The organism is Streptococcus sanguinis (assembly GCF_019929145.1).
Classification (GTDB): Bacteria; Bacillota; Bacilli; order Lactobacillales; family Streptococcaceae; genus Streptococcus; species Streptococcus sanguinis_U.
Genome location: NZ_JAHZOW010000001.1, coordinates 80,176 through 94,917 on the forward strand (window position 1 = coordinate 80,176; position 14,742 = coordinate 94,917).

The window sequence follows — 14,742 nt, forward strand, 5'->3', positions numbered from 1 at the left end:
TGTTCCTGTAGAATGAGCAGAATATTTGACCTTTGAAAAGAAAAAACTTATACTACTGTAAACGGTATCAAATACTGTAAAAAAGAACGGAGGCAATCATATGTCACTAGAAAATAAATTCGATCAAGCTAAAGGCGCTGTTAAAGAAGGCGTGGGCAAAGTTACAGGAGATAATAAGACAGAAGCAGAAGGCTTTGTAGAAAAAACAGTTGCTAAAGCCAAAGAAGTTGCTGAAGATGCTAAAGAAGCTGTAGAAGGTGCTGTAGAAGGAATCAAAAACAGCTTGGATAAATAAAAAACAATCAGTCGATTATTCGGCTGATTATTTTTTTTGCTGATACATAAGGTAGAGGAAATAGGGGGCTCCAATAATGGAAATCAAAATGCCTGTTGGGACGGAGCTTCCGATGAGGAAGGTTCTTGTGATCGTATCTGCCCCTGTCATGATAAGGGCACCTAGTAGCATAGCGGCTGGAAAGAGCAAGCGATGATCGCTAGGTAGGAATCGTTTGCTGATATGGCTAGCCAACATACCGATGAAGACTATATTTCCAGCTAGGGATAGACTAAAGGCGACGAGAGCACTGGCTAATAACAGGGTTATCTGCCGCTCTCTTTTTAGATGAAGCCCCAGGCCTAGAGCTGTTTCATCATTTAGGCTGAGGATATTGAGCTTGTGGGAGCGCAGATAGGTCAGCAGCCAGAATAAAAGCAAGAAGGGGCCAGAAATAGCTAGACTTTCCCAGTTATTGCCCGTAATCTTACCAGCTAGCCAGCTAACTACATAGGTCAGTTTGTTCTGATTGACACGGCCGGTGATGGCAATCATACTGGAAGACAGGATGGTTGACAAGGTTACGCCAGCAATAATGAGCTTGACGGGACTGATAGCTTGGCCTTTTTGATGTGAAATCAGGTAAATGAGGGCTACTGTCAGCATACCGCCAAAGGTCGCGATGAAGGGAAGATAGCGGATATAGAAAGGATCGGTCACTTCTAGCTTGCTGATAGCAAGAGTAATGATAACACCAGCTCCTGCATTGATTCCCAAGGTTCCTGAATCGGCAAGTGGGTTTCGAGTAAAGGTCTGCAGTAGTACACCGCTCATCCCTAGCGAAGCTCCTGCTAGAAGGCAGACCAGAATTCGAGGCAGGCGGATCTGCTCCATGATAAAGGCGCTGCCATCATCTCCTTGCCCCAGCAGATATCGAAAAGCTTCTCCGACGTTAAATTCCTGATCGCCTGATGATAGAGATAGTAGGAAAATTAGGAAAGTCAGGAGGCTGAGGCTTACTAGAACCAAAAGAATCCGTTTTTTATCTCTCATAGAAGGCCCCCTTTCTCATCAGCCACAGGAAGACTGGCAGCGTAACGAGACTGATAATAGAGCTAAGAGGCAGACCTACCATATGACTCGCAGCAAAATCACAAATTAGTAGAAAGAGCGCTCCTGTTAGCATCGTCAGTGGCAGGATTTTTTGGTAGTTCTTGCCACTGATGGTTTTGACAAAGTGTGGAATAATCAGTCCGACGAGGGCTAGGCTTCCTACTAGGGCAACGGCTGTCGCTGATAACAGTAGAACAATACTCAGAAAGAACAGGGTTATCTGAGTCGTTCGCTGGCCTAAGCCCTTGGCTACTGTTTCATTGAGGCTGAGAATGGTTAGTTGGTGAGAAAATAGTTGAGCCAGTAAGTGGCCTAATAAGATAAAGGGAGCAATGATTTGCAGCATTTTCCAATTGGTTCCTAGAAGCCCTCCAGCTTGCCAACCGATGACAGCATTGGTCAGGTTGAGGTAAATGGTCAAGCCTTGTCCGATAGCAGTCAGGAGTGTTGTTACCATGGCACCGGATAAGACGAGTCGTAGTTGCTCAAAACCTTTTCTAGGATGGTAGGAGAGACTGAAAACCAGAATACTGGCTAGACAGGCTCCTGCAAGTGAGAGCAGGAGGATGCTACTGTAGTGTATACTCTTAGAAAAGGCATAACCGCAGATGAGCGCTAGACCAGCTCCAGAGTTGATGCCCAAAAGTCCCGGATCAGCAATAGCATTGCGGGTAATCCCCTGCATGATGGCACCTGACACGGCCAAGCTAGCTCCGACTAGCAGAGCTGCTATTCCTCTAGGTAAGCGCAGATCTATGATGATGTTCTGGGCTGGACTTTCCTTGAAAGGATGGCTCAGCGTTTCTATCAGTTGCCGATGGGAGTAGCTGGGAATGCCAAAGCGCAGGTAGAGATAGAGTCCGCCAATCAGCAGGAGAATGAGGGAGAAAAAAACAAGCCAAAAGATGTTTGGCCTATTTTTTTGAGTAAAGAGTGTATGAAGCGTCATCTGGAATCCTTTATATAGTCGAAAATCAAATAGCTGTCATGATATATATCGCTTACTAGCAATGTTTTTTCACTAGTCTGAATTTCTGCAAGGAATGGCCTAGTTCATTTTTTCAAGGCCATCTTGAATGGTTTTGAGTTCGTATTCAAGTGTCAATGGATCGTTGAAATAAAAGGCGTTGGCATCCACTTTTAAGATATGGTTCTGTTGGACAGCGGGAATGGATTTCCAAACATCGCTTTCGTAAAGAGCGCTGCCTGTTTTATCATCTTCAGCTGCAACCAGGACATAATCGCCAATATACTCACTCACCGTTTCTTGGCTGACTTGCAAGTAGCCACTCGGGAATACTTCATCCTTCACCTTTTGTGGGGCATCAAATCCCAGAGATTTGTAGATGACTTCTCCACCTCGTCCCCAGTTGTTACCGAAGAGGTAGATTTCCTTTTCATATAGCCCGATAACCGTGAAAGTGACATCTTGCCCCAGCTTTTCTTTTAACTGCTTGCCGATATCAGCTGTTTTGCTCTTCCAATCGGCAATCCATTGATCAGCTTCTTTTTCCTTGCCAAAGATTTGGCCAAAGCGATTCAGGATTTCTAAATAGTCATTTTTTCCATAATCAATGGCAATAGTTGGAACGATTTTCTTTAGTTCATCGATATTTTTGTCACTGGCATCTACCACGATAAGGTCTGGCTTTTGCTTGGCGATAGACTCCAAATCTTCCGGCATCAGGACCTTGGCGTTTTTGACTTTTTCCTTTAGGACAGGATTTTTAGCATCATAGGATGTTACAGTGACAGGGTCGAAACCTAGTTGCAGCAAATAGCCGGTGTAGGTTGAGGAGAGGCTGGCAATCCGTTTTGGATTTTTAGGAATATCGCCGTAGTAGTGAAATCCATCAATTTTTGGCTTGCTGGATAGCTCGACCTTGTCTGAAGAGGCAGAGTTTTCAGATTTAGATGAGCTGCCGCAGGCAACTAAAAGGAAGATGGTAACAGTAAGGGTGGCAAATGATAAAAACTTTTTCATTTTTTCCTCCAATTCTATAAAAAGTTTAGAAGCTGTATCCATGAAGAAGATATGGGAAACTTATCTATGAATACATGACTTATTTAACGAGCTGATAGCTGAGGCAGAGCGGCTTATCCTGAATAGGATCCCGAATAATCTGGGCTTCAATCTGAAAAATGTCTCTCAGAATATCCGATGTCATGACCTGCTCAACACTTCCTTGATACCGGATACGCCCATTTTTCATAGCAATCAACTGATGGGAAAAGCGGGCAGCTAGGTTGATGTCATGCAGAACCATGATAATGGTTTTTCCGCTGAGTTGGTTGAGGTCATTCAGCAACTCCAAGATTTCCAGCTGGTGATTCATATCCAGATAGGTGGTCGGCTCGTCCAGAAAAATAGTCTCTGTATCTTGAGCTAAAGCCATAGCAATCCAGACGCGCTGGCGCTGACCTCCAGACAAATCATCCACCTGCCAGTCCGAAAATTCGCTGACCTGAGTTGCTTCCATGGCCCAGCAGATTTTTTCCCGGTCTTCTGTACTGAGCCGCCCCAAGCCAGTTTGATGCGGAAAGCGGCCATAAGAGACCAGATCATAAACAGTGATGCCATCGGTCGCCTCCATGGTTTGGGGCAGCAAGGCAATCTTTTGCGCCACCTCCTTGGTCGGCAGTAGGGCGATGGACTGTCCATCCAGAGTTATGCTGCCAGCTTTTGTCGGCAAAATACGGGTAAAAGCCTTGAGAAGCGTGGATTTACCGCAGCCATTGCTACCGATAATAGTTGTAATCTTTCCCTCGGCGAGTTGGCAGTCCAGTCCGTCAATAATAACCTTTTGATCGTAGGCGACCTGGATACTTGCTGCAGAGATAATGGACATAGACTTCCTTTCTGGCTGATTCTTCTATCAGAATTACATCTTTTATTATACCATAAAAATTTTTCTAAAAAAAGAGTTTTCTGACAATTTAATAAAAATAAAATAAAAAAGTTTTATAAATTTGTAAATAATAAAAATTTAAGCTTTTCATGCTAAGATAGAAATATAAAAAAGAACCTGAAATGATGATATAAATTTACAGGTGGTGAAAGGAAATATGATGAAATTATTGACAAACCTACGCCCCTCTAAGCCTTTGAAAGAGCTGAGGTGGTTTGATATTGCAGTGATTACCCTGCTCATGTTTGGGCAGTTTATTTATCGCTCAACGGAGCTTTATTTAGCTAGCTTTGCGCCAGCTTCCAGCACAGGAGCGACTGAAACGGTGACCAATACAGCCAGCGAGGGAGCAGCTTTTTCTAGCAATTTCAATTTTCAGCTGCTGATGCTGGTCTTGACCATTCTTTACCTATTGTTTCGGCGCTTTGACTTTAAGCAGCTTCCTATTCGTATGAGCTGGTCGGTTCTCCTTTGGACTCCTCTTATTTTTGTAGTGGTAGGGTTCTTTGGTGACATTGTAACGACACTGAGCGGCGAGTATAATTACTTTGATCCAACCCTCTGGTCCTATGTGGACCTGCTAGAAATTTTCCGGAAATTTGCTGAACTGACACCTATGGCCATCCTCTACGGACTTCTCAATGGCTTCTATGAGGAATTCTTCTTTCTGGGGCTTATGACCTCTGTTAGGGATAAGTATAAGTGGTGGGCTCTGGCTTACTCTACTATCATTCGGATTTCTTTCCACACCTATCAGGGTATGCTGTGGGCCTTGGTTATCGGAGTGGTGTATGGTCTCTTTTACTATTTCCTTTACAAGTATAAGGTCAAGAACCTCCTACCTTTCTTTCTCATGCACGCCTTGGCGGATATGTTTGGCTCCAGCTTGATGTATGTACTGATTAAATGGCGGTAATTTTTACAAAACGACAATAAAAAGGCGATATCCACGCCTTTTTTCTTATAAATACTTTTCAGCAAGGGTATAGTCCCCTGGATAGGTTACTTTTTCTCCTTCTATGATTTGGTAAGCATCTGCTCCTTTGCCAGCTAGAATGACGGCATCTCCCTCTCGCTCAGTCAGACTGAGAGCTTTTTTGATGGCTTCTTCACGGTCGGCTATTTTTTCCACTGGATAGGAGATGTAGGATGCGATTTCCTCCGCAATGGCTAGAGGATCTTCATAGTTGGGGTCATCCGCGGTTAAGATAACGGTTAGCTCAGGATGCTGATTGAGTAAGAGACCGAAGTCTTTGCGGCGGCTTTCACCCTTGTTGCCGGTAGCACCCAAGAGGAGGATAATCTTGCCCTTCTGGTGTTCCTCTACCACAGACAGCAGGTTGCTGAGGCTGACGCCATTGTGAGCGTAGTCAACGAAGATTTTGGCGCCGTTTTTCTGAGTCAGAACTTCCATACGGCCTGGTACTCGGGTTGCAGCAATTCCTTTTTTGATGTCTTCTAGGCTAGCGCCCAGTCGCAGACAGGCAAGACCAGCTGCTATTGCATTTTCCTGATTGAAGCGGCCGATGAGCTGGATATCGTAGTGGCCAGCTAACTTGCCAGCAGCTTCAAAGCTGAAGGCCTGAGAATCCGTGATAGTGTTACTAGAGCCTGCTCCATAGAAATCGTGTTCCATAGAAGCGACTTGCTCTTTCACGATTTGGAAATGGTCCATGCCGCTATTTACGATAACTGCTCGGCTATGGTCCATCAAGAGCCGCTTATTGTAGAAGTAATCTTCAAAAGTAGGATGCTCAATGGGGCCGATATGGTCGGGGCTGATATTGAGAAAGACACCGACATCAAAGGTTAGACCATAGACCCGTTTCTTGAGATACGCCTGACTGGAAACTTCCATGATGAGATGAGTCCGATCATTTTCAAGGGCTTGGGCCATCATTTTGATAAGATCCAGACTCTCTGGTGTAGTCAGAGTTGACTTGAAGAAAGTCTCGCCATCCAAAGTGGTGTTCATAGTTGAGAGCAGGGCAGGGTGATGACTTTGGGAAAGGATTTGATAGGCAAAATAAGCTGTAGTTGTCTTACCCTTGGTGCCAGTAAAGGCCAGCAGTTTGAGCTTTTTCTCAGGATGGCCGTAAAATTCCATGGCTAAGAGACTCATGGCTTGCTTGACATCGTTGACCAAGAGGACCGGAATGCCCACTTGAAAGTCTGTCTCGCTGATATAAAAGCGTAGGCCAGCTGAGACGGCTTTTTCTAGAAATTCTTTCTTAAAAGCCTCACCCTTGACAAAAAAGAGGGTAGAGGCATCCGCTTCCCTGCTGTCATAACTGATACTATCGAAAGTCAAGCCGCTGTAGGAGAAAAAGTATTCTCCGTCTTTGACAATATCACGAAAATTATGGTCTTCTTTTAAAATATTTAATACGGTTTCAATTTTAATCATAAATCTATTGTAAACCTTATGGCTGGGTTTTACAAGAGGCAAGGAAAAGTTTATAATAAAAGAAGAATAAATAGAAGAGGTTTTCTATGAGCCAAGAAACAACAAGCCAGCAGCAGCAGATGCTGCGGGGAACTGCCTGGTTAACTGCCAGCAATTTTATCAGCCGTCTTCTGGGTGCCATCTATATCATTCCTTGGTATATTTGGATGGGCAAGCACGGCGCTGAGGCCAACGGCCTTTTTACTATGGGTTATAATATATATGCTTGGTTTTTACTGATTTCGACAGCCGGTGTGCCAGTGGCAGTGGCCAAGCAGGTAGCTAAGTACAATACCATTGACAAGGAAGAGCACAGTTTCACTCTCATCCGAGAGTTTCTCAAGTTTATGCTGCTTCTGGGAGCTGTCTTTGCTGTCATCATGTACTTGCTGTCACCGGTTTTTGCCAGTATGTCTGGCGGTGGTTCAGACTTGGTTCCGGTTATGCAGAGTCTGTCTTTGGCTGTTTTGATATTCCCATCGATGAGTGTTATCCGAGGTTTTTTCCAAGGTTTTAACAATCTCAAGCCTTATGCCATCAGTCAGATTGCGGAGCAGGTCATTCGGGTTATCTGGATGCTGCTGACAGCCTTTTTCATCATGAAAATCGGCTCTGGCAACTATGTAGAAGCGGTTACCCAGTCCACCTTTGCCGCCTTTATCGGTATGCTTGCTAGCATGGCTGTCTTAGCCTTCTATCTCTGGAAGACAGGGATGCTGACTTCTATCCTTCATAAGCCTGCCAATGCGGGGGAGATCAATGGCCGTGCTCTCCTCTGGGATACCATCCGAGAAGCCATTCCTTTCATTATCACAGGATCAGCCATTCAGCTTTTTCAGATTATTGACCAAGCTACCTTTATCCATGTCATGGGTTGGATTAGCAAGTACAGCAAGTCCGAGCTCTTGGTTCAGTTTGCCTATTTCTCAGCCAATCCTAATAAAATTACCATGATTTTAATTGCAGTGGCTACCTCTATCGGCGGTGTCGGGATTCCTCTCTTGACTGAGAACTATGTCAAAGGTGATTTCCGATCGGCTGCACGCTTGGTGCAGGATAATCTCAGCATGCTGATTTTCTTTATCCTGCCAGCAACTATTGGTGCTGTTTTGGTTGCGGAGCCTCTGTATACTGTCTTCTATGGCAAGCCAGATGGCTTAGCACTGGGACTTTTCATCTTTGCTATGCTGCAGACCATTATCCTCAGTCTATATACGGTGTTAGCTCCGATGATTCAGGCCCTCTTCCAGAATAGAAAGGCGATTATTTACTTCCTGTATGGAGTAGGAGTCAAGTTGGTGCTGCAAGTGCCGTTGATTTATATTTTTAAAGCTTATGGTCCTCTTCTTGCGACGACAGTTGGTTTGATTATCCCAATCCTGCTCATGTATCAGAAAATTCGCAAGGTAACAGGTCTGAATCCTAAGAATCTCTTTAAGCGGAGCCTCCTGTCAGTGATTCTGACAGTCCTGATGACCATCTTTGTCTTGGTGGCAGAGCTTCTTATCGGTCTCTTCCTTCATCCAAGCGGTCGGATTTCCAGCTTTGTCTATATAGCGCTTATTGGCGGCATTGGCCTCGCTGTCTACGGCGGACTGGCGCTCAAAGTTCGCCTTATGGATCGCTTTATCGGTTCAAAAGCGGCTAGTCTGCGCCGACGCTTTCATATCTATTAAAAAGCCGCAGGGCTTTTTAATTTTTAGATTTGTTTTTCTAAAACTTTAACATTATAGTTTCAAACTATAGCTAGCTCTTGAAAAGAAAAAAGAAAAATGTTTTCAAAAGATGTTACAATAGAGGGTGAAATATTAGCGAAGGATTGGAAGGTTAATATGAGTAAGGACGTAAAATTAAATACACTACTGGCTCAGGCTGGGGTAAAAAAAGATGAAACAACTGGTGCTTTAACAACACCCCTGCATTTTTCAACGACCTACCAGCACCCTGAGTTTGGCCAGTCAACAGGTTATGACTATACTCGGACCAAGAATCCAACGCGGGTTAGCTTGGAAGAGACTCTGGCTGCTATCGAAAGCGCAAATTATGCCCTAGCGACTAGCTCTGGTATGTCGGCTATTGTGCTGGCCTTTAGTGCCTTTCCAGTCGGCAGTAAGGTTTTAGCTGTTCGGGATCTCTATGGCGGCTCTTTCCGCTGGTTTGCTCAGGCTGAAGCAGAAGGGCGCTTTGCCTTTACCTATGCCAATACAGAAGAAGAACTACTGAACAATCTGACAGAGGATATAGATATTGTCTATATCGAGACACCGACCAATCCTCTTATGGTAGAGTTTGACATTGCCCGCATTTCCCAAGCAGCTCATGAGCGAGGAGCAGCTGTCATTGTGGACAATACCTTCTACAGTCCTATTTACCAAAGACCGCTGGAGGATGGAGCAGATATTGTTCTACACTCTGCGACCAAGTATCTGGGCGGGCACAATGATGTCTTGGCTGGAGCTATCATGACCAATGACGCTGGTATCTATGACAAACTTTTCTATAATCTCAATACAACTGGACCAGTCTTGTCTCCTTTTGACAGCTATCTGCTTTTGCGCGGTCTCAAGACACTGGCTCTCCGTATGGAGCGCTCTACTCAGAATGCGCAAGAAGTGGTTGATTTTTTGAAGAAATCTCCTGCGGTAAAAGAGGTTCTCTATCCAGGTAAGGGTGGTATGATTTCCTTTAAAGTTGTGGATGAAGGGAAGATTCCTCATCTCTTAAATAGCCTGAAAGTCTTTACCTTTGCGGAAAGTTTAGGAGGAGTGGAGAGCTTGATTACCTATCCGACGACCCAGACTCACGCAGACATTCCGGTGGAAGTGCGTCATTCTTATGGCTTGACTGATGATTTGCTGCGCCTGTCGATTGGAATTGAGGATAGTCGAGATTTGGTAGACGATTTACGTGCAGCCTTGGAGAATGAATAATATGGGAAGATATAATTTTGAAAAAGCCCCCTGTCGTGTAGGGCATCATACTTATAAATGGAAAGAAGCGGAGAAGGACAAAGAAGTTCTGCCAGCCTGGATTGCAGATATGGATTTTGAAGTCCTGCCTGAAATCCAGCAAGCTGTTCATGACTATGCTAATCAGCTAGTTTATGGCTATACCTATGCCAGTGAAGAGCTGATTAATGCCGTGCTAGATTGGGAGCGAGATGAGCACGACTATACCTTTGATCGGGAAGCTTTGGTATTTATCGAGGGGGTTGTTCCTGCTATTTCAACGGCTATCCAAGCCTTTACCAAGGAAGGCGATGCCGTTCTAATCAACACTCCTGTATACCCTCCTTTTGCCCGCAGTGTCAAGCTCAATAATCGTCAGCTTATTACCAATTCTCTGATAGAGCAGGACGGTCTCTTTCAGATTGACTTTGAGCAGCTAGAGCGTGACATTGCAGATAATGAAGTCAAGATTTATGTTCTTTGCAACCCGCACAATCCCGGAGGTCGAGTTTGGGAACGGGAAGTGTTAGAGAAAATTGGCCGCCTCTGCCAAAAGTACGGCGTTCTCTTGGTCTCAGACGAAATCCATCAAGACTTGACGCTGTTTGGCCATGAACATCAGTCTTTCAATACTGTCTCGCCTGACTTTAAGGACTTTAGCCTGATTTTAGCCAGTGCGACTAAGACCTTTAATATTGCTGGGACTAAAAATTCCTATGCAGTGATTGAGAATCCTAGCTTGAGACATCAGTTTAAAAAACGCCAGCTGGCCAACAATCAGCATGAAATTCCTGGTCTTGGTTTTTTAACGACAGAAGCAGCTTATCGTTACGGTTGGTCTTGGTTGATGGAGCTCAAGGAAGTTCTTGAGAAAAATGTGAATTTTGTGGTTGATTATTTTGCCAAGGAAGCACCGCGCCTGCGGGTCATGAAGCCTCAAGGGACTTATCTGATTTGGCTGGACTTTTCAGATTATGGCCTGACAGATGACCAGCTCTTTCAGCTGCTACGAGAAGAGGCAAAGGTCGTCCTGAATAGAGGAAGTGATTTTGGTCAAGAAGGCAAAGGCCATGCCCGCCTAAATGTTGCTGCTCCAGAGACCATGGTTGAAGAAATCTGCTCCCGTATTGCAGAGGTACTGCCAAAATAAATCAAAAATTTTTTGAAATTTGTTTCAAGTGAGAAAAATGATTGACAATCCTTTGAAAGAGGAGTATAGTAATAGTGGAAAATCGGTAGGTGAGGCTACCATAAGGATACGGATGACTACCGCAAAGCAGTGGAGACACTACTCGTTGGTCAACAGTCCTGATCGCCAAGGTCAAGACTAAGCTCATTTCATCGCCTTATGGAGTTAAAGCTTGAACGGTGAATGCTTGCTTTATCTGTGCTTAAAACAATGAAGCAAATAACCTGACATGCAAACAACCCTGCTGAGAAATTGGCAGGGTATTCTTTTTTGTTGAAAATATTTCAAGAGAGTAAATAGTTGATTGGCCTGCCTCTTAAGAAAAAAGAAGGAGGAATAGTGATGAAGTTGTGGTATTCTAGTACCAGTCCTTTTGCGCGTAAAGTATATGTTACAATTTTACATCATCATTTAGAGGAGCAAGTGGATATTCAGAAAGTTCAGGTGGCTTTTGATAGAAATTCACCGCACAATCAAGATAATCCTTTAGGTAGAATTCCTGCTTTTCAAGCTTCCAGTGGAGAATGGTTATATGGTAGTGATTTAATTTCTCAATATTTAGACGAACTAGGTCAGGAAGTCTCACTTTTCCCCAATGGAATGGATAAATGGCATGTTTTAAATATACTGTCCATTGCTGAAGGAATTTTGGAAAATACAATGCCGATTGTTGCGGAAAAATTTTTCCATGAAAAAGAACATTGGTGGAAAGACAGACATCAGCAAATTGAAGAGAGAAATATACGGAGTTTGTCTTTGTTAGAGAAACTGGCTACTGAGCAAGGGCTCTCTTTAAATATTGCAACAATCCAAGTAGTTGCTCTTGTAGATTGGTGGAATTTACGTGAAGAAGTTATTGGATTTTCTTTAAAAGAAAATTTTCCAGAATTACAAGATTGGACACAGAAGATGAATGCCACCTTTGATGTCTTGCAGGCATCTTGGGACTTTTAATTGTTTTTATAAATTAAGAAAGGAGACACGCGATGCAAATTGACGATTATCCGGAACCGCACATACACAGCCAATCGCTGATTTGTGTCGTTCTGTCCTTATAAAGTGATTGGTCCCTGTGTATGAAATTTATCAATCATACATCAAGGAGAAACCAATGAAAACAGTAAAAGAAAGATTAGTTGCTGCTCTGCAGCTTCCTGTAAAAGAAACTCTGGCTTTTTACAAGAGTTCTTTTCGCGGCCTGACAGAAGAGCAGGTCGAAGAAAATCGTGACCTCTATGGTGAAAATATCATCACAAAGGGTCAGGAAGACTCTATTCTAAAGAAAATTTACGAGTCTATCATTAACCCCTTTACAGTCATCCTATTGGTGATTGCTCTCGTGTCTTTAGTGACCAATGTTTGGCTGGCTAAGCCTGGTGAGGAAGATCCGACAACTTCTATCATTATTGTCGTTCTGGTCTTGATTTCTGGAGGCATTCGTTTTGTTCAGGAATTGCGGAGCGACCGCGCTGCTAGTAATTTGTCTCGGCTGATTGTCAACACGGCTACGGTTATCCGTGAAGGAGCAGAGCAGGAACTGCCGATTGATGAGCTTGTTGTAGGAGACATCATCAAACTTAGTGCCGGAGACATGATTCCTGCAGATGTACTGCTGCTGGATTCGCGTGATTTCTTTGTTCAGCAGTCCGGCCTGACAGGCGAAAGCGATGCAGTAGAAAAGGTCAGTCTAGCCAAGTCGGATGGGCAAAATCTAGATAGCCTTTTAGAAACAGAGTCGCTGGCCTTTATGGGAACCAACGTTATTTCCGGAAGAGCTACAGCTCTGGTGCTGGTGGTTGGCGATGAGACCATGATGGGAGCCATTGAGCAGACGCTGAATACTTACGACGAGCCGACCTCTTTTGAGCGCGAGATGAATAGCATTTCCTGGCTCTTGATTCGTCTGATGCTCGTCATGGTTCCGGTCGTGTTCTTCATCAACGGTCTGACAGATGGCGACTGGCTGGAAGCAGGTGTCTTTGCCCTCAGTGTTGGGGTCGGCCTGACTCCAGAAATGCTGCCCATGATTATCACAGCGAGCCTGGCTAAAGGTTCTATTATCATGGCTCAGGAAAAGGTCGTGATTAAGAAGCTGAATGCCATCCAAGACCTAGGAGCTATTGATATCCTTTGTACGGATAAGACGGGCACACTGACCCAAGACGAGATTGTGTTAGAATACCCGCTGGATATTCATGGAGATTTGGACTTAGCAGTGCTCCGTCGTGCCTTTCTCAATTCCTACTATCAAACTGGTCTCAAAAATCTCATGGATCGAGCTATTATCAATCGGACGGAGAAAGAAGCAGAAAAGCATGAGATTGTCCGTAATCTAGACCAAACCTTTAAGAAAATTGATGAACTGCCCTTTGATTTCGAGCGTCGTCGTATGAGTGTCATTGTTAAGGATGATGAGGATGTCATCAGCATGGTGACCAAGGGGGCCTTGGAGGAAATGCTGGCTATCTCTAGCCATGTAGAATACAAGAAACGCATTACGGAATTGACTGAGGAGATTCGTCAGGAAATCCTTTCGGAAGTGTCTCAACTCAATGAGCAAGGGCTGCGTGTGCTTGGTGTTAGCTACAAGTCAGATTTAAAAGAAGATTACGACTATGAAGTGAAGGATGAGTCCGACATGATTTTAACGGGCTATCTGGCTTTCCTAGATCCACCCAAGTCATCTGCGGCTCCAGCTATTGAAACCTTGGCTGAGTACGGCGTTGCTACTAAGATTTTGACCGGTGATAATGATAAGGTAACCCAGGCAGTTTGTGAAAAGGTTGGGTTAGATGTGGACAATATCTTGCTGGGTGTAGAGGTGGATGCTTTATCAGATGAGGAATTGAGCCAAGCAGTAGAGCATACAACGGTTTTTGCCAAGCTCTCACCTGACCAAAAAGCTCGGATTATTCTCCAGCTCAAGGCCAATGGCAACAAGGTTGGCTACATGGGCGATGGCATCAATGATGCACCTTCTATGAAGGTAGCAGATGTGGGTATTTCTGTTGATACAGCTGTCGATATTGCTAAGGAAACAGCAGATGTCATTCTGCTGGACAAGGACCTTATGGTTCTGGAGAAAGGGCTGGTAGAAGGGCGCAAGGTCTATGCCAACATGACCAAGTACATTAAGATGACAGTCAGTTCCAATTTTGGGAATATCTTTTCTCTCCTCTTTGCCAGTATCTTTTTGCCATTTCTTCCTATGGCACCAGTTCATCTGATTGTTCTTAATCTGGTTTATGATCTGTCCTGTATAGCTTTGCCTTTCGATAACGTTGACAGTGAATTTCTCAAGAAACCTCATATCTGGTCAGCCAGCTCCATTACCCGTTTTATGGCTTGGATTGGACCGATTTCATCCGTTTTTGATGTTTTGACCTATTTGTTGCTCTACTTTATTATCGTGCCTATGATAACAGGAGGTAGCTATCAAGCAGGTAGTGGACAGGCAGAGACCTTTATCACTCTTTTTCAAACAGGCTGGTTCATTGAGTCTATGTGGACCCAGACCATGGTCATCTACATGCTGCGCTCACCTAAGCTGCCATTTGTGCAGAGCCGTCCTGCTTTATCCGTTATTGTGACGACCATGACAGCAGCTCTCTTTGTTACTTCCTTGCCATACAGCCTCTTTGCGTCAGTTCTGAAGACGGCTCCGCTGAATGGCACTTATTTCCTTTTCCTTTTCTTGATTATTGCGCTTTATATGGTTAGTGTAACCCTTGTTAAACACCTTTATATCAAGCGCTATAGAGAATGGCTGTAAGGTGAAGAAAATCTTTGAAAAGGCTTGCTTATGGCAAGCCTTTTCACTCTTTTTTTGATATAATAAGAAGAATAAATTGAAAGAAGGAAAT

The 14,742-nt window shown here is 44.1% G+C and carries 12 protein-coding genes and 1 riboswitch; of the genes, 7 read left to right on the plus strand and 5 right to left on the minus strand.

Annotated elements, in window-relative coordinates; genetic code table 11:
- Positions 1 to 100 precede the first annotated feature (100 nt).
- Positions 101 to 295, plus strand: coding sequence for a CsbD family protein (locus K1I94_RS00400; RefSeq protein WP_002894655.1), 195 nt, complete (start codon positions 101 to 103; stop codon positions 293 to 295).
- 27 nt (positions 296 to 322) lie between these two features.
- On the opposite strand, the gene K1I94_RS00405 is transcribed toward K1I94_RS00400, so the two are convergent.
- The 4 genes from K1I94_RS00405 to K1I94_RS00420 form a co-directional block, all read right to left on the minus strand.
- On the minus strand, positions 323 to 1,327 hold the full coding sequence (locus tag K1I94_RS00405; RefSeq protein WP_223314070.1) for a FecCD family ABC transporter permease: 1,005 nt from the start codon (positions 1,325 to 1,327) through the stop codon (positions 323 to 325).
- A complete protein-coding gene (locus K1I94_RS00410; RefSeq protein ID WP_223314071.1) occupies positions 1,317 to 2,336 on the minus strand; it encodes a FecCD family ABC transporter permease in 1,020 nt (339 codons plus the stop codon). The genes K1I94_RS00405 and K1I94_RS00410 overlap by 11 nt, the downstream gene beginning before the upstream one ends.
- Before the next feature lie 99 nt (positions 2,337 to 2,435).
- Entirely contained in the window at positions 2,436 to 3,371 is a 936-nt protein-coding gene (locus tag K1I94_RS00415) for an iron-hydroxamate ABC transporter substrate-binding protein (protein ID WP_223314072.1), read from the minus strand.
- A 79-nt stretch (positions 3,372 to 3,450) separates the two neighbouring features.
- Positions 3,451 to 4,236, minus strand: coding sequence for an ABC transporter ATP-binding protein (locus K1I94_RS00420; protein WP_223314073.1), 786 nt, complete (start codon positions 4,234 to 4,236; stop codon positions 3,451 to 3,453).
- Between the two features lie 220 nt (positions 4,237 to 4,456).
- Here K1I94_RS00420 and K1I94_RS00425 point away from each other — a divergent pair, with 220 nt between their 5' ends.
- The gene (locus K1I94_RS00425; protein ID WP_223314702.1) at positions 4,457 to 5,212 is read left to right on the plus strand and encodes a CPBP family intramembrane glutamic endopeptidase; all 756 of its coding nucleotides are present in this window, start codon (positions 4,457 to 4,459) and stop codon (positions 5,210 to 5,212) included.
- A gap of 45 nt (positions 5,213 to 5,257) precedes the next feature.
- Here K1I94_RS00425 and K1I94_RS00430 read toward each other — a convergent pair whose 3' ends face one another.
- Positions 5,258 to 6,703, minus strand: coding sequence for a UDP-N-acetylmuramoyl-L-alanyl-D-glutamate--L-lysine ligase (locus tag K1I94_RS00430; RefSeq protein ID WP_223314074.1), 1,446 nt, complete (start codon positions 6,701 to 6,703; stop codon positions 5,258 to 5,260).
- A gap of 86 nt (positions 6,704 to 6,789) precedes the next feature.
- Here K1I94_RS00430 and K1I94_RS00435 point away from each other — a divergent pair, with 86 nt between their 5' ends.
- The 5 genes from K1I94_RS00435 (at position 6,790) to mgtA (ending at position 14,651) form a co-directional block, all read left to right on the plus strand.
- Entirely contained in the window at positions 6,790 to 8,418 is a 1,629-nt protein-coding gene (locus tag K1I94_RS00435) for a putative polysaccharide biosynthesis protein (RefSeq protein WP_223314075.1), read from the plus strand.
- A 96-nt stretch (positions 8,419 to 8,514) separates the two neighbouring features.
- Positions 8,515 to 9,672, plus strand: a complete 1,158-nt coding sequence (locus K1I94_RS00440) for a cystathionine gamma-synthase (protein ID WP_223314076.1) — start codon at positions 8,515 to 8,517, stop codon at positions 9,670 to 9,672.
- A gap of 1 nt (position 9,673) precedes the next feature.
- The gene (locus K1I94_RS00445; protein ID WP_223314077.1) at positions 9,674 to 10,840 is read left to right on the plus strand and encodes a MalY/PatB family protein; all 1,167 of its coding nucleotides are present in this window, start codon (positions 9,674 to 9,676) and stop codon (positions 10,838 to 10,840) included.
- A gap of 74 nt (positions 10,841 to 10,914) precedes the next feature.
- Positions 10,915 to 11,071, plus strand: a riboswitch (M-box (ykoK) riboswitch).
- 150 nt (positions 11,072 to 11,221) lie between these two features.
- On the plus strand, positions 11,222 to 11,833 hold the full coding sequence (locus K1I94_RS00450; RefSeq protein WP_032913640.1) for a glutathione S-transferase family protein: 612 nt from the start codon (positions 11,222 to 11,224) through the stop codon (positions 11,831 to 11,833).
- A 157-nt stretch (positions 11,834 to 11,990) separates the two neighbouring features.
- On the plus strand, positions 11,991 to 14,651 hold the full coding sequence (gene mgtA / locus K1I94_RS00455; RefSeq protein WP_223314078.1) for a magnesium-translocating P-type ATPase: 2,661 nt from the start codon (positions 11,991 to 11,993) through the stop codon (positions 14,649 to 14,651).
- Positions 14,652 to 14,742 lie beyond the last annotated feature (91 nt).

What these genes read in the sequence shown, in the direction of transcription:
- K1I94_RS00415 (WP_223314072.1), bottom strand. Translation starts at nt 3,371, where the DNA reads ATGAAAAAGTTTTTATCATTTGCCACCCTTACTGTTACCATCTTCCTT.
- K1I94_RS00405 (WP_223314070.1), bottom strand. Translation starts at nt 1,327, where the DNA reads ATGAGAGATAAAAAACGGATTCTTTTGGTTCTAGTAAGCCTCAGCCTC.
- mgtA (WP_223314078.1), top strand. Translation starts at nt 11,991, where the DNA reads ATGAAAACAGTAAAAGAAAGATTAGTTGCTGCTCTGCAGCTTCCTGTA.
- K1I94_RS00450 (WP_032913640.1), top strand. Translation starts at nt 11,222, where the DNA reads ATGAAGTTGTGGTATTCTAGTACCAGTCCTTTTGCGCGTAAAGTATAT.
- K1I94_RS00440 (WP_223314076.1), top strand. Translation starts at nt 8,515, where the DNA reads ATGTTTTCAAAAGATGTTACAATAGAGGGTGAAATATTAGCGAAGGAT.
- K1I94_RS00435 (WP_223314075.1), top strand. Translation starts at nt 6,790, where the DNA reads ATGAGCCAAGAAACAACAAGCCAGCAGCAGCAGATGCTGCGGGGAACT.
- K1I94_RS00445 (WP_223314077.1), top strand. Translation starts at nt 9,674, where the DNA reads ATGGGAAGATATAATTTTGAAAAAGCCCCCTGTCGTGTAGGGCATCAT.
- K1I94_RS00430 (WP_223314074.1), bottom strand. Translation starts at nt 6,703, where the DNA reads ATGATTAAAATTGAAACCGTATTAAATATTTTAAAAGAAGACCATAAT.
- K1I94_RS00425 (WP_223314702.1), top strand. Translation starts at nt 4,457, where the DNA reads ATGAAATTATTGACAAACCTACGCCCCTCTAAGCCTTTGAAAGAGCTG.
- K1I94_RS00400 (WP_002894655.1), top strand. Translation starts at nt 101, where the DNA reads ATGTCACTAGAAAATAAATTCGATCAAGCTAAAGGCGCTGTTAAAGAA.
- K1I94_RS00420 (WP_223314073.1), bottom strand. Translation starts at nt 4,236, where the DNA reads ATGTCCATTATCTCTGCAGCAAGTATCCAGGTCGCCTACGATCAAAAG.
- K1I94_RS00410 (WP_223314071.1), bottom strand. Translation starts at nt 2,336, where the DNA reads ATGACGCTTCATACACTCTTTACTCAAAAAAATAGGCCAAACATCTTT.